Genomic DNA, 14,920 nt, shown 5'->3' with positions numbered 1-14,920 from the left:
GCGCCGGTTGGGGTTAAACCGCTCTGGCGCGGCGACGTGAGTCCATTGAGATCAGTACTACCGATGAGAGGATTAAAAGCGTGCCCAGCCAGTCTGGCAGGGTAAAGGTAATACCTAACAACAGTAGTGACAGCAACGCGCTGCTCAACGGTTCTGCGCAGCTTAAAATGCTCGCTTTCGGTCCGCCAATCATCTGCGCGCCTTTCAGGTACAGGCTAAACGTCAGCGACGTGCCGATGACCACCAGATAGAAAAACGCCAGAATCAAACTGCCATTCACCACGAAATTAGTGCCCTGTCCGGCATAAAACGGCAGCAGGATCATGCCGCCGATTAACATACTCCAGCCGACAACCGGCAGCGTGCCGTAGCGCGCGATAAGCGTTGAGGGGTAGGTGGTGTAGAACGCGGCGGCAAACGCCGAGGCAATTCCCCAGAACAGCGCGGCAGGTGATATAGACAGCGACGTTGGGTTACCGTGGGTGACCAGTAAGAAGGTGCCGATAAGCGAGGTGAAGATTGCGGTCAGCACTAAAATCCCCGGTCGAGCTTTGCGCACCACGGAAAACCACGCCACGATAATGGTCGGTGACAAAAATTGCAGCACCGTCGCGGTAGCGGCGTTGGATTTTTCAATGGTCAGCAGAAAGGTGAGCTGTACGGTGAGCGCTCCAACTACGGAAAAAATCAGCAGGCTGATGGCGTCTTTGCGGTTTTTGATAATGGAGAACACTTTGTCGCCGTGAACGAAAGAGAGCATCAGCAGAATCAGCCCGGCGAAAATCAGACGTGTCATGGTCAGAAACTGCGACGACATCTGACTTTGCTCCATGATGTACTGCGCGCAAACGCCTGAACTTCCCCACAATACGGCGGCAATCAGGACGTTCATCATCCCTCTTCTGGTGGAACTCATCTTTCCCTCGGCATGTTGTTTTGTTTTATTTGTGTGCAGGCATCATAGCAGAGATAGCGAAGCGAGTGAGACATGACTGGTGTAGCCCCCACGCGGCAGGGGGCTTCGGCAGTTATTTTATGGCGCAATCGGCGTCAGATAATCCAGCCGTAGCGGTTCGGCTAGTAGAGCGTTCATTTGTAGAATGAACGCCTGGAAATGTGGCAGAGCGATATGCTCGTCCAGACCGGCCTGACCGTGCCAGGATTCGCGCACGTAAAACACATCCGGCGTGTCGCGTAACTGGAACAGGGCATATTCAATATTGCCCGGCTCCCGGCGAGTAGGCAGTAACAGAGCCTGCAGTGCCTGTTTCAGTGCATCGATTTTCCCTGGTTTGGCTTTCAGTACCGCAATAATTGAAATCACTTCTGAATCTGACATGCTAAAACCCCTCCAGCACAATCTTGCCGACCGAACGACCGGTTTCAATTTGCGCGTGGGCTTTTTGCAGATTTGCCGCGGTGATCGCGCCAAAATGTTCGCCCAGCGTGGTGCGGATGGTGTTGCTGTCGATCAGCTGTGCCACGCGGGTCAGTAACTGATGCTGCGCAATGATGTCGTGGGTGGTAAACATCGAACGGGTAAACATAAACTCCCAGTGCAGCGAAATGCTTTTGGCCTTCAGCGGACGCGCATCGAGAGTGTGCGGATCGTCAATCAACGCCAGTTTGCCCTGCGGTGCCAGGGCGGCAATAATTTGCGAATAGTGCTGCTCGGTATTGTTCAGGCTGGCAACGTGCGTCACCTCTTTAATGCCTATCCGTGCCAGCTCTTCCGTCAACGGCTTGCTGTGGTCAATCACATGATGAGCGCCCGCTTCACGAACCCATTTCTGGCTCTGCGGACGTGATGCCGTACCGATGACGGTCATTTTGGTCAGCTTACTGGCCAGTTGCGTCAGAATAGAACCGACGCCGCCAGCCGCGCCAACGATCAATAACACATCATCTTCATTGCTATTTTCCTCAACGCCCAGACGGTCGAACAGCATTTCCCAGGCGGTGATGGCGGTCAGCGGCAGCGCCGCAGCAGAAGCATTATCCAGTGTTTTTGGCTTCAGCGCGGTAATACGTTCATCAACCAGCTGAAATTCACTGTTACTGCCAGCGCGGCCCAGCGCTCCGGCGTACCAGACTTCATCGCCAGGTGTGAACAGGGTGACGGCTTCACCCACGGATTTCACCACGCCAACGGCGTCCCAGCCCAGAACGCGCGGCACATCGGCGTTAAAACCTTCGCGAACCTTGGTATCAACGGGATTGACGGAAATGGCTTTCACTTCAACCAGCAGATCGTGCCCGGTAGCGACTGGCATGGGCAGGTCAATCTCTTGTAAAAATTCAATGTTATTGCCGTCGGTCGCGGCGCGGGTAATAGCGATGGCTTTCATGGTCTCTCCGGTCACAGGAATCAGTTGAATAATTCGATGGTAAACCGGTAGCAGAACGGGAAAAATAGCCCTACGGCGACAGGACTTATACTCGGGGAGTGAAAATGTTCCGGCTTGAAGATCTCACGTTGTTTGTCCGCGCCGCGGCGCTGAATAGTTTTAGCGATGCTGCGCGCGAAGTCGGCGTTCAGCCTGCTCAGGTCAGTTCAGCTATCAAGCGGCTGGAGTCTACGTTGGCTATCCGCTTGTTCGCCCGCTCCACGCGCAGCCTACGCCTGACGCCGGAGGGCGAGGTCTGGCTACCCTATGCCCGCCAGATGCTGGACGTGATGCATGCCGGGCTGCAAAAAATTCAGACCCCAGAAGATGAAGTTTCTGGCACGCTGCAAATCGCCGTGCCTTCCGATCTTGGCCGTAACCTGCTGCTGCCGGTTTTTCAGTCGTTTCGACGCCGTTATCCTGCGTTGCGCCTGCGGATCTTTTTCTCCGATCAGGTGACGGATGTCTTTAAAGACCCCGTCGATGTTGCGTTTCGCTATGGCAATACCGAAGACGCGTCTTACATTGCGCTGCCCGTTGCACCGAGTAACCGACGTGTGCTGGTGGCATCACCGGAATGGGTTACACAAAACGGCGCGCCGCAAACCCCGGATGATTTAACACAGCTCAACGCCATGACCTTCGTTTTACGCGGCCGTCTGCACGATCGCTGGACGTTTACGCGCAACGGCGAGGTCAGTAGTGTGCAGGTTAACGGCACCATTATGAGCGACGATGCGGAAGTGATCCGACGGCTGGCAATTGCCGGGGAAGGTGTGGCGTACAAGTCGTGGCTGGATGTCAGCGAAGATGTGCGTGACGGTCGATTACAACTGCTGATGCCGGATTATCAGGGGGAGAAAGTCCCGCTGAATATGATTTGTCCCCATCGGAAGCAGCTTTCAAGAGCAGTCCGTCTGCTGCACGACGCAGTGAAGGCGCGGTGTGAAATGCTGAGCATTTCCCCTGGGCGTGTCTAACTGAAGGAGTATTATTTTTTATCGATACTCATAAATAATAGCTACTCTCTATTTTTAGCATTAAACTGATCGGAACTCCGATCAGTTTATGATAATTATTCTTGATTATAGTAACCTCGATAAATATTATTCTTTTAATTAATGAGGCATTTATAATATGCTGGTTAATAAATTCCCGGTCATTGGTTAAATGAATTGTATATTTATCAAAATATATTTGACGACATGCTGTTGCTACGATATAAGAAATAATCGCCCTGCTATATAACTATTTCTTTACCTAATTGTTAAATGGACTGACGCTTTTTGTTATTGCGTTTTTTATTGTTATTAGGTAGGAGAGGGGCCATTGAAGACAAAGACTATAAATGATGTGTTGTATTATATAGAAGATAATTTTGTTTCGGGCATCGATATTGATGATATTTCACGGTTTTCTGGATATAGTCGAAGGCATATTCAGAGTGTTTTAAAACAGCGAATCAATATGCCCGTTGGATTGTATATTCGTAAGCGACGCGTAACCAAAGCGGCAAACTTGTTACGTCTTACCTATATGGATATTATTGATATTTCAGTGCGGGTAGGATTCGATTCCCAGCAATCTTTCTGTCGTGAATTTAAAAAACTAACAGGTTATACTCCCACAGAATACCGGAAAAATTCCAGTTGGGATCTCGCACCATTACTGTCATTTGTACAGCGCTGTGATGTTGTTGTCAGCGAATTACAACTTCGTACCTTGCCTGCTGATATCGTTCACGGATTTCAGTATAACTATGATACACCAATCCCACCCGCCAGTGATTCGCATCTGCATCGATTAAATTTGATATTTGAGCAACTTACCAGTTCAAAACAAAATGTGTGGGCATTAACCGATTTCTCTTCCAATCCAAACTCAATGATGCGATTGAAAGTAAAGAGTATCATTGGCAATAAAAATCATCATTCGCCAAATATCTATAATCGTTATGACTGTCCTTCGGGGGTTTATGCCTGTTTTTCATTCAGGTTTAAGAAAGAGGACTATCCATTCTATTCAAGATATATTTATTTGAAAATGCTACCAGAGAGTAAATTAAAAAGAAAAACAGGTTATGATATTGAAATATTTAAATATAATCAAGAAGATATTAACAATAAAACAATTACCTGTGAACATTACATTCCCATTGATATGTAATGTAAAAAAGCTCCACTTACGTGGAGCAAAGACTACGCAGTACGCCTAAATTAGGAACGATTATTGGTATTCAGCATTGAAATACAAGACTGAGCGCACAATTCCAGGACTAACTTTGTTAGTTGTTTGATAATATTGTGCATAAAATGGGATAGAGTGGTTTCCTTTATTCTGATGCGCTAAATGGATATACGTGGTATTTTTTAAGTTGATAACTCTTTGTTGTTGATCCAAAACCTGAATACCTATACCAACCGCACCTTTGGGGTGGATGTTCTGTAGTACACCATTATTACTGCTGTGATTATTCTCTATGCCGCTCCAGCTTAGAATAATCTGAGATGGTGTTGTAAAATCACTTTTACAAAAAAGGTCGATAGTAAATGGTTTTCTTCCTGCCGTGCTGCCAGGGCCGCTAAACTGCTCAAGTGCTACACTGGGGAGTTTTACGTTGATTGTACGGTTACCTTTGATCGTGCATGACCGGTTGAGCATAGTAATATATTTTGCCGGCACAATAATATCCACCACGGGCAACGATTGAGTTGCACTTCTGATTTGCAGGTTGATCGCACCCGCAGCAGGCCCGGCCGCAAGCTGATTATCCAGCTTGATTAGCTCAATATTAATTTTGCTGTTTCTGAACTCATCTGCCGTTGCTTTGAAATCGGATGGCCACTGGATCTTTCGTCCGGTTGAGGTTTCCAGGGTGACTTTAATGCCAATACCGCTCACATTGCTACGTATAATACCGGGCTGTTTCATTGCGGACAGATCCCCAATAATCTGGGCAGAAAAAGGCTGGCTGTCATTACAACCTGACGACTGAATATTCTGTAGTGAAAGTGTGCGCGTCTGAATAACCCCTCCGGACTGGATTGACTGTTTATCGTTAACGATTTCCGGTGACAAGATAATCTTTTGTGTGTTCAGGGTACATGCAGCACTAGCTGTCTGATGAATGCCCATTACACACCCCAGAATTAGAACGATACGTATTATCGACATGTGGCCTCCTGATTTTTTAACACGATCGTGCATTTCCCCGTTTCCAGTGAAACGAACACTTCTGGTGAGGTAGTTTCATCAATATAAAGCGCACCACCTTGCCCAACGTAGCCGACATGATTATTAGCTTTGTCGCGGATGATGGCGCCGAATGGCATTTTCTGCTGACCCTGCAGACGAGGATAAATAATATTCTGTTTTCTTAGTATCGTTTCAAAAGTGACTGGAATGACATTACCTTCATACGGCGCAATCTTGGCCTGGGTTTTGGTAAAATTTAGGCCTTCAGTTGAACCTTTTGGATCGATAGTGACGTCGTTTACGCGCCATGGACGAAGCCAGGGCAGAATAGCGTAGCCATTTTTATCGAAGCGGGTTCCAGGCACGCCATCAAGATGCGCGCCATACGCATCAGGCGCATGGACTAATGCGACGGTATCTGAGCGCTCTGGAGAGAACGTTATTCCCCCCGCGTGGCCAACCAGCATTCCACTCATTCCCCCGCTGACCTGATGCCATGAGTTGCTTTGGCTCCACGTTCCGCTCAGAGAGGTATAAGGCGTACGTACCATGCCGTTTGTCCCCCATTCCACATCACCACCACGGGCATAGCCAGTATTTACGCCCCAAACGATATTGTTTTCTTCATCAGACGACGTCGTGAAGCCGAGGCGTGTATTGCTCGCTTTGCCGTTATTGCTGTAGCTATCAGAGGAGATTTGCGTAAAACCGGCGTTATCCCGGGGCAGGAAATAGCTGAATGAGAGCATGATTTGGTCGTCTTTGGTGACGGAGCCCTGTTGGTCCTCATTCCATAAACGCTGGGCGGATATGCTCCAGGTCAGGTTGCCCCTGGCATTGGTGTAACCCATGGCATATTGGCGATAGTTATCCTGTTGATCCCAGAACTTCTTAAGAGAGCCAGATAAATAGAATGAGCCCCAGGTGTCGGATAACGGCTGATTAATACTGGCGCTAAACGACTGCTTTTCGCGTAATGAGAGGTATTGGTTGACGGATGCTTGTGTATCCAGGGCATCCAGCGCATCACGTTGACCGTAAAAGTGATGTGAACTGTATTTAGCTTCCAGCCAAAACGAGGTTTCTGACCAAGGGAGAGTGCGATTCCATGTCAGACGATATTGTTGTCCTTGTTGGCGATCGTCCTCAAGATTCAGGCGAGATTGGGTGACATCAAGGGCGAATGCGCCAAGCTGGGAATTGAGGCCGCTACCGATGAAGGCTGACTGATAGCGCTCGAATCCGGATGCCCCCGTATACAACGTTAAATAGTTGTTCAGGCCATACTGCCAGTAGGCCTGTGCGGCAAACGGATCTTTATCATAATTATCTTCATTGACGGTCCCAAGGGTGATGCCATAGCGCGAAACGCCGGGTTTTAGTAGTTGTGGTACTGAAGAGTATGGAACGGTAAAACGGCGGATACGTCCGTCTGATTCCTGAATCGTGACCAGCAATTCGCCGCCAGTATTCGCGGGCAACACTGATTCAATCGAGAATGGCCCAGCTGGAACCGAAGACTGATGAATAGTTTGGCCATCTTGGGTAACGGTGATGCGGGCATTGGTCTCTGCTACGCCACGAATGATTGGCGCCCAATTTAGTGTGCTGTCCGGGCGCATTAAATCCTCAGAAGCCAACCCCATCCCGAGAATAGCAATACTGTCGAACATCTGGCTATCAGTATAGAACTTGCCAGCGCTGAACATGGATTTCCAACTAGTGATTGGCCGCTTTAGCGTTGTACGATTATTCGTGTAATGGCTGCCCATTTTGCTGTCCCAATTTTGGCTACCAAAATGTTCAATTAGCCACCCGCCAGCGGAGCTGCGGATATCCATTCCCAGCCAGGCGCTGTCCGTACTTGAGCGATTGCTACCGCGTTGCTGAGTACTGTAATAATCTGCGTTGTAGCCGAAATTAATCGCCGGAACTCCCGGTTGCCATAATTCAGGCTGGATATAATTAGTTTCTATACTGTCGAGATAGGCTTGGGGGACGGTGATGTGCAGTTCAAGTTGGCTGGTATTGAGCCTCTCCGTTGCTTTCCCGCTGGTGTCCCAATCCGCAATGGCGCCGCAGCGTGTAGGGTGGGTTGTCAGCGTTTGACTCATTTTTTCAGGGTTAATTCCCACACTTTTAAGAAATGCTTTTGGATAGCAACTAACCAAATCGCCGTTATTATCTTTTTTGAATAAGAGTTCACGGCGTCCTCGCCAGCTATCATTAATATAAATATCTACGATATATTTTCCTGGTAATAATCCTGCGGCATTGAATGATTGTAAATCGTTAAGTGTGGCATTTCCCATCAGAATAGCATTGTCAAATTTATAACGGTTAGTGCTGTCTGCATGAAGCATGGCTGAAAATAACGAGCCATATAAAACTACGCAGCCATGTAATGCTAAGCTCCGTTTACGTAAACTCATTCTGCATTCCTTTTTCTTCTATTTATTGATGGCCTTTTTAAATTCCACGACGCTGCCGTAATCGCTGACCGCCTGTAAAATAATAGGTTCTCCAGGTTTTATCTTTTGTTTTGAATTGACCTGAACTTTACTTTTAGGTGCAACCATGATGCTTTCTTGCAACAACCCGTTTCCTGAGGTGCTAACAATATCTACAACTGTGATAAAAAAAGGCGTCGGGTTTACCAACGTAATACCGTCAGAAGTAGCTATAAACTCCATCTTGCTTTCGGCATTTTGACGATCTCCTAAACCGATCGGGCGCCAAAAAAATTTAAATCGAGAACGAATGGCCAAATTAAGAATGGCTGCATTTTCCGTAGCGTGGTTTTTATCTATGGAGGGGATGTCCAGAATATTTAACCACCATAATGATTCTCGATCGGTAGCTGCAATGCGTTTATCAATAGCTTTTTTGATTCTTATTGATTGTCCATTATTTGCATCAATGCGAGCAATCGGTGGTGAGATAATAAATGGAGTGGAAATTTCTTCGGGTAATTTCCCAGCGTCCCCTTTATCCAACCATACCTGAGCCAGTGAAGGTGAGTCTCCTGAATTGGACATTTGTATCGTAATTTCAGTAGTCTCTTCAGAGTATATGAATCGGGTACCATTTACGATGATGTTATTTGCATGTGCAAAAGAAATATAAAAAAGAGCAAGCAGAGAAAAGATTATTTTCATATGACCTCTGGCAAAAAAAATGCCATAGCAACAAGTGCTACGGCATTATGTGGTTAGAGATAGGTAATGCTGTAGTTTGCTTGGGCAGTGACCGGCCCTGTAGTAACACGTTCCCACAAATTGCTATCACGCGGTTTGATATAGCCGACACTGAATGTGTATGTTAGTGGGGAATCATTATGACCGATTGATTGATAATTATCTGGCTCAAAACGATTAGCTTTTTCGTTTAAGTTAATCTTGCGTCCATTTTTATCTATTAACACTAATGCAACGTTTTTTGCACCAGCAGTATCAGTGTTTTTTAGATAACCTTCACTCGTCAAATTAATGTTATTAACCCATGCTAATTTAGGGATTAATTTTGCGTGGGTATAACAATCTTTAACCTTAATGGTAAAATTCTGCTCCTGCACTGAAATTATATGCTTAACGTTATTATTTAATACCGGGTTTAATCTAACGTTTTTATTATCATCGTCATTTGTAATTTTGCAAGAACTGGAATAAACATGACCTGTGAAATTCACTTTGCCTTGCGGATCATGGTTATTACTGCCCAAACCTATTGCCATTGCTGAAGGAATTGATACTGCATATGTAATTAACATCACACTTAATAATTTATTCATAATGCATTCCTCATTTAGAGATAAATCGTCCCTATTATCAGTAACATTGTTCGGGCACATTTTGTCTTGCACCCTATAAGGCTGTCGCCCGCTATCAATTATGTTAGATAAATTATTGTTGTACATCGTAGATTGGACGTATTTCACTAATCCTATGATATTAACAATGATCGTTAAATATGAGTCTTAATGAATTGTTATCATCAGTAAGATGATTGTAGCTAAGATACTTCTTAACTCAATGCGTGAAGTTAAAACATATAAAATACAATGTGCTAAGTTGTTGATTTTAAAATTTTCAAATTACTGTAAACAAAAATCGAACTTTGCATTCGGAAAAAGCGAATGATCGTATTGCACAATTAGCTAAATTTCCGTAATTCAATCAGATTATCTTTAATCTTAAGTAATGACTTGTTATTGGTTTTCCATGCAATAACAATAGGGAATATTGTCAATCCTCATTTGAATGAAGGCCACATATGCTTAACATGGATAGTAAGATAATACTGATTAGTAACCAATCAATACAAACGCAGCTGTTGCTGGATTATCTCAATAAGCAAAGCAATATACTGGTTGATTTTGTTAACATTAGCAGACCGGATATGTCGTTTATCGCTGAGGAAAGTATCATCCTCTATGATATTCAGGCATCTAGTCGTAAATTAAAAAATATCTGGTCAAAACTACTTAATGAAAGCGCATGTGGTTTGCGTGTTTATATTATTAATTGCCTGCGATCGCTCCCGCTATATGAGAACATGCTATGGCCAAATTTTGAGTCGATCGTACCAAATAATTGCTCTATTGAACATTTATTAACGCTTCTTAAAGAGGGGCGTAAGACTTCTCGTCCACCACGCTCACTATCACCGCCGCAAAAAAATATAAACCTCATGCCATCCTATAATGACAACGGAGTTTTAACCGAAAGAGAATATGAAGTTCTGACTGAATTGTCGAAAGGGGCATCAAATGTTGAAATTGCTAACGCATTTTTTATCAGTGAAAATACAGTGAGAACGCATATTTATAATATTTTTAAAAAAATCTCTGTGAATAACCGAACACAGGCCGCCTGCTGGGCCAACTCGCATCTTAGAAGCCCGGTTCTAGAACAACTACCCTGACAAGAAATGTAAGCCATACTGCTGGCACAAAGTTCTAACGTTGACTTTGTGCCAGAATACTATCGCGTCGTTACTCAGTCTTTTTTCGCAGCGTTTGCAAAGAAGATATCAGACTGAATGTCTTTGGTGCGGATGGTAAATAGCTGATTAGTCAGATCTTCCGTCAGCTTCTCGGCGTCGGCCATGATGCGCAGGTTGAAGTCATTCAGCATCTTATCGGCGGCTGGTTTATCGGTTTTCGCCATCTTCAGATACTCTGCTTCAACCTCTTTTTGCTCCTTGGCCACTTTGTCTTCCCACGCTTTGTAGGCTTTTTTGACGATTGGCGCGAGCTTCGGATAATCGGTCATCGTCAGCGTTTGTAATTTACGATATTTCCAGTAGATAGACTGATCGTCCGCTTTATCGGTACCCATCGTATAGTTAGCCGGATACGCTTTCAGACCGCTGTAGTACGGAACAAAGGCGGTGAGATCAGCCATGCCCAAACCAATGTAGGTCGTTTCACCGATTTCTTTTGGCAACCACGGACGGACCTGCATAACATGCGCTTCATAGGTGCGGAAGACGCTGACCGGACGCCATGGCTCTTTGCCGTTCAGACCGTTGGTGTAGGGGTCATGGCTGGTGCCTTCATAATGGTTACGCAGTACGGCCTTCACATCGTCCAGTGTCATTTTCTTCTCTGGCGTCATGAAGACCGGGAATTCGCGCCCTTTGGCCATATCCTGGTTTACGGAAGGATTGAACTCTTTCTGGATGGTCCAAACGCGAGGGTCGTTATACGTGCGGTCACGCTCATCATCACGGGTATAGGCTTTGGAGAAGTTGAATTTGCCATCTTTTGCCTGTTCGTACAGACCCTTTTCGGTCGCAAATTGAATCAGGTTTTTTGACGCCATCATGTCCGGGTTTTTCGGATCGTAATCCTGTAAGCGGCCCTGGTTACCGGTGGCAAAATACTGGTTATTTGGCAGACGCTGCGCCATCCACTGATGGCCGCTGCCGGTTTCCAGATACCAGATCTCGTTATCGTCGACGACGGCAACGCCAAATCCTTCGCCTGCGCCGACGGTCTCAACGATATGGCCCAGTAGCGCCACGGCTTCACGCGCGGTTTTACTCTGCGACAGCAGAATATCCGGAATATCGTCTTCGGTGATCCCTTTATCCTCAACGTACGGGTCGGCGGCCAGCGCTTTTGGTGAGGCAAAAATAGATTCTGTGCCGCTCACGCCAACGCCCAGCTCGTTAAATCCGGTCGCGCCGTGCAGTTGGGTTTTCCAGTTTGGAACAGTGGTATAACGCAGCGAGTTTTTGGGTAGCGGCCAGGTAAAGTCATTCGCACCGTTATGTGCTTTGGTGCTGTATACCCCGGTCTGATTCTGTTTTGCCGGGTGAATGACAAAATGTTGCGCTTTCAAGGCATCGCTGTCAGCGCTACGGGCAACCAGCATCGAGCCGTCCGCTGATGCTTCGTTACCGACCAGCAGGGTCGTACAAGCAAAACCTGATGAAACAACGGCCAAATTTATAGAAAGTGCAATCAGGCACTTTTTAAAAGTAAACATTACGTATCCCTCATATGTACGCCAAAAATACACCGGAAACATACCGTTTCCTGAAATGCGATAACGCCTGAACCTTCAGACATTGCTCGCGAGAGAGATAAACGCCCCTGCCCACGCCTTCTCCAAATATCCATCCGTAGATTGAAGTCTTCTGGACAAAATAAAACGCCCATTTCGCTTAATTATTACGCAATGGATATCGTGATATTCAGGATGTTTCCTGATTCGGGATGAAGAATAGCAATGGGTTATTAGAGGATTCAGTGACCCATGTCGCGTAAGTCGATGATGGCAAATATGAATTCCATTGAGGGGGCGCGATTTTTGTTTCCGGATATGACGTTACCTCTTGCGGCAATACAACGAGGGTACATTGGAGCTGGCAAAGATCCATGTGCCCTTATACTCTTCCATGACCAGACTGAGGGTTCGTCCGCTTTGGCGGTAAAAACCGGGTAAGGTATTGTTAATATCCGTTTCATCGGCGCTGTCTGCGAAGGTTTTGACCACCTGCATCGCTTGTAGCACCCGGGCTTCGTGCTGTCTGGTGTAGTTGAAATAAATGTTCCTGCTGATGTCTGAGGTATTACGTCCGTACAGTTTTCCGGTAATGGTGGCCAAACCTGCATTATCGTACATCCGAAACGCTAACGTACCGGCAAAGCGATTGCTGCCAATATTCCATTCCACGTTGCCGATGCAACTCAGCGGCTTTTCGGCAAAGCGTGAATACCATAGCCACCCGCCTGAACCGAGCAACGTCGCCAAACCGATTACCAGCAGAATAAGGTGATGTATTTTTTTCATTACCCGCGCATCCAGTAATAGTGGGTAGTACAAAACGCGTTAGCATCTATCCGCGCATCTTTATCACAGACAAACGCCACGATCCTCTCCGCTTTGCGGTAGCCGGAAAGGAAGACGTGCTTGTTGTTTTCGCAGAGATAGGGATGCAGTTGCATCAGATTGAAATAATTCTCCTGGTCGTGCTCATTTGGTGAGTAATAAATTTTACAGTTTTGCCGAGAGGGAACTTGCATAGAAACAGACACGAATTTACTAAACGGCATAACAGGACGCGTCTGATACCACTCCAGCCAGATAATCAGGGTGGCAATAACGATGCCCGTGCTAAATATAATGTACCACCAGGGTCCCCGCGTCGTTTGTTGAGGCGCGGGAGCAATTATCTTTGGGGGCGCGTAATCCTCTATAACCGGTGGCTGGTAAACTTCACTTTGAGGATGTGTTATCGCCTCAACCTGCGTATTTTCATTTAATGCAAGCCCGCGCCGGGAAATTGTTTTTACCGTATCTCTCGGCAGACCCACATCCGCCAGAGCATTACGTAGCGTCAGAATAGCCTGGTAAAATGTGTTGGTGGTGGTCACATTATTTCTCTCACCCCAGCCCACTTTAATCAACGTGTTCTGAGAAACAATGTCACTTGCGTGAGTAATTAAATAGAGAAAACAGAGCGAGGCTGGTATCTGTAGTTGAATTGCTCGCCCTGTCTGTCGATTGACCAGGCTTTTGTTATCAGGATTAAATTCGACCAACTGATTGATAAGGTACAATTGCCCAGCCCTCAGTAACCTAAACGTATCACCGCATGTGCCAACACTTACCTTAAATTTTACATCCAAATTGATAATATGCCTCACTCTTTGTACGTGATCGCAGATAAGAATTTCACTTAAGATTTAAATGTTCTTTACATACAACGTGTTAGCTGATCAAGTTCTTAGGTAAAATTAACTAATGTTAGATAATGAGAATTCATTACAGGTTTATCTGAATTATCATTATATTTATCCACAGCACTTCAAGGGTGATTGAGTTATCAGTATTGTGTAATTAATGAGCATTGTTTACATCGGTTGTTTTTTTAGCAAATAGTGCTTTTTTAAGATTTATCCTAGGATTTTAATTTATGCATAAAATTCCTAATGCCCAGACTGTTATTCTGAGATAAGGCACAAAAAAGCTTAGCGCAATCGTATTAATCACAGTCCATACTTATTAGCACATCAGGAGTTTATTACATTTTATTAGCGCCACTGTTATTAGCTGACAAGGAATGTCGTACGTGTCGGATTGACACATTTATTTACCAATGAAATATTTATGGAAAAATAACAGGAGTCATTTTTGATGAAGAGATCACCATCACAGAGTGTTCGTTGCATAAGCTGTGAATTATCCTGTCAATTATTTCCGGATGCTGCGGTTCGCGCCAGTTACTGTCACCGTGCCGCTTTTGCTATCTGGCCTGAGGGAAATGGCTTTCTGCAAAAAGGAATTATTGAAAAACTTCTGCTTAATAATCAAAACCATTTGTCGCGCGGGTTTATTTTTGTGGACTTCTCTTTCCCGAACCTGCGCCTGTTTGCCGACCCGCAATGGGTTGATCGTCTGGCTTATAGCGGCATGCATATTGTTTTGATAGCGGACCGGAACCTGGCGCCGTTAGCCAACTACTGGCTGTCGAAAAGCAATAAAATACAAGGAATTATATATTCTGATGATGATGATGACGTACAGCATCAGAAAATGAGACGATTATTTACCGGTCATCTCGCTAACAGTAAACGTGGGCGCACACTCAACTATACAGAAATGATATTACTGAAGCGATTTGTCTCAGGAAAAAGTATTCAGCAAATTACCCAAATAGATAATATTGATATTAAGAAAATATATGTCTATAAGCTCCGGCTTGAAGATAAGTTGGGCCATAGTATTCATAAAATACTATCGAATATTTTATAACGCATTTCTGATTTTTAATATTTCACATCCTTGCGATGTGGTGGACGCTCTACGCCTAATAGCAGGAGGCTA

The 14,920-nt window shown here is 45.5% G+C and carries 14 protein-coding genes; 4 read left to right on the top strand and 10 right to left on the bottom strand.

The window, feature by feature from the left end:
• Nucleotides 1-13: 13 nt before the first annotated feature.
• The 3 genes from E6P06_RS27105 to E6P06_RS27095 all read right to left on the bottom strand — a co-directional run bounded on the left by E6P06_RS27105 (nucleotide 14) and on the right by E6P06_RS27095 (nucleotide 2,348).
• The gene (locus E6P06_RS27105) at nucleotides 14-916 is read right to left on the bottom strand and encodes a carboxylate/amino acid/amine transporter (protein WP_003023973.1); all 903 of its coding nucleotides are present in this window, start codon (nucleotides 914-916) and stop codon (nucleotides 14-16) included.
• A gap of 117 nt (nucleotides 917-1,033) precedes the next feature.
• On the bottom strand, nucleotides 1,034-1,339 hold the full coding sequence (locus E6P06_RS27100) for a putative quinol monooxygenase (RefSeq protein ID WP_049015886.1): 306 nt from the start codon (nucleotides 1,337-1,339) through the stop codon (nucleotides 1,034-1,036).
• Between the two features lies 1 nt (nucleotide 1,340).
• Nucleotides 1,341-2,348 (bottom strand): zinc-binding alcohol dehydrogenase family protein, encoded by a 1,008-nt coding sequence (locus E6P06_RS27095; protein ID WP_016151205.1) that lies wholly within the window; start codon nucleotides 2,346-2,348, stop codon nucleotides 1,341-1,343.
• 104 nt (nucleotides 2,349-2,452) lie between these two features.
• On the opposite strand from E6P06_RS27095, the gene E6P06_RS27090 reads away from it, so the two are divergent.
• Both E6P06_RS27090 and E6P06_RS27085 read left to right on the top strand, forming a co-directional pair.
• The gene (locus E6P06_RS27090) at nucleotides 2,453-3,367 is read left to right on the top strand and encodes a LysR family transcriptional regulator (RefSeq protein WP_057101849.1); all 915 of its coding nucleotides are present in this window, start codon (nucleotides 2,453-2,455) and stop codon (nucleotides 3,365-3,367) included.
• A 349-nt stretch (nucleotides 3,368-3,716) separates the two neighbouring features.
• Nucleotides 3,717-4,553, top strand: a complete 837-nt coding sequence (locus E6P06_RS27085) for a helix-turn-helix domain-containing protein (RefSeq protein ID WP_057101848.1) — start codon at nucleotides 3,717-3,719, stop codon at nucleotides 4,551-4,553.
• A gap of 60 nt (nucleotides 4,554-4,613) precedes the next feature.
• Here the strand turns inward: E6P06_RS27085 and E6P06_RS27080 are convergent, their stop codons facing one another.
• The 4 genes from E6P06_RS27080 to E6P06_RS27065 are packed head-to-tail and all read right to left on the bottom strand — an operon-like array spanning nucleotide 4,614 to nucleotide 9,372.
• Nucleotides 4,614-5,561, bottom strand: coding sequence for a fimbrial protein (locus E6P06_RS27080; protein WP_139935874.1), 948 nt, complete (start codon nucleotides 5,559-5,561; stop codon nucleotides 4,614-4,616).
• Nucleotides 5,552-8,014: a fimbria/pilus outer membrane usher protein gene (locus E6P06_RS27075; protein WP_139935873.1), complete on the bottom strand. Its 2,463-nt coding sequence runs from the start codon at nucleotides 8,012-8,014 to the stop codon at nucleotides 5,552-5,554. The genes E6P06_RS27080 and E6P06_RS27075 overlap by 10 nt, the downstream gene beginning before the upstream one ends.
• 18 nt (nucleotides 8,015-8,032) lie before the next feature.
• Nucleotides 8,033-8,740: a molecular chaperone gene (locus tag E6P06_RS27070; RefSeq protein ID WP_044714211.1), complete on the bottom strand. Its 708-nt coding sequence runs from the start codon at nucleotides 8,738-8,740 to the stop codon at nucleotides 8,033-8,035.
• A gap of 53 nt (nucleotides 8,741-8,793) precedes the next feature.
• Entirely contained in the window at nucleotides 8,794-9,372 is a 579-nt protein-coding gene (locus E6P06_RS27065) for a fimbrial protein (RefSeq protein WP_044714208.1), read from the bottom strand.
• A 482-nt stretch (nucleotides 9,373-9,854) separates the two neighbouring features.
• Here E6P06_RS27065 and E6P06_RS27060 point away from each other — a divergent pair, with 482 nt between their 5' ends.
• Nucleotides 9,855-10,505, top strand: coding sequence for a LuxR C-terminal-related transcriptional regulator (locus E6P06_RS27060; protein WP_044714207.1), 651 nt, complete (start codon nucleotides 9,855-9,857; stop codon nucleotides 10,503-10,505).
• Nucleotides 10,506-10,579: 74 nt separating this feature from the next.
• Here E6P06_RS27060 and E6P06_RS27055 read toward each other — a convergent pair whose 3' ends face one another.
• From E6P06_RS27055 to E6P06_RS27045, 3 genes are all read right to left on the bottom strand, one after another.
• Entirely contained in the window at nucleotides 10,580-12,076 is a 1,497-nt protein-coding gene (locus tag E6P06_RS27055) for a C69 family dipeptidase (RefSeq protein WP_139935872.1), read from the bottom strand.
• A gap of 342 nt (nucleotides 12,077-12,418) precedes the next feature.
• Nucleotides 12,419-12,883 (bottom strand): hypothetical protein, encoded by a 465-nt coding sequence (locus E6P06_RS27050; protein WP_003840687.1) that lies wholly within the window; start codon nucleotides 12,881-12,883, stop codon nucleotides 12,419-12,421.
• Nucleotides 12,883-13,653 carry a winged helix-turn-helix domain-containing protein gene (locus E6P06_RS27045; protein WP_072271954.1) on the bottom strand — a complete coding sequence of 257 codons (771 nt, stop codon included), beginning with the start codon at nucleotides 13,651-13,653 and terminating at the stop codon, nucleotides 12,883-12,885. Before E6P06_RS27045 ends, E6P06_RS27050 begins: the two co-directional genes overlap by 1 nt.
• A 577-nt stretch (nucleotides 13,654-14,230) precedes the next feature.
• Between E6P06_RS27045 and E6P06_RS27040 the strand changes: the two genes are divergently transcribed.
• Nucleotides 14,231-14,848 carry a helix-turn-helix transcriptional regulator gene (locus E6P06_RS27040; RefSeq protein ID WP_003023988.1) on the top strand — a complete coding sequence of 206 codons (618 nt, stop codon included), beginning with the start codon at nucleotides 14,231-14,233 and terminating at the stop codon, nucleotides 14,846-14,848.
• Nucleotides 14,849-14,920: the final 72 nt, after the last annotated feature.

The organism is Citrobacter sp. CF971 (assembly GCF_006385635.1).
Classification (GTDB): domain Bacteria; phylum Pseudomonadota; class Gammaproteobacteria; order Enterobacterales; family Enterobacteriaceae; genus Citrobacter; species Citrobacter freundii.
Note: the sequence above shows the minus strand (reverse complement) of the source record. Positions and strands in the feature narration are given on the sequence as shown.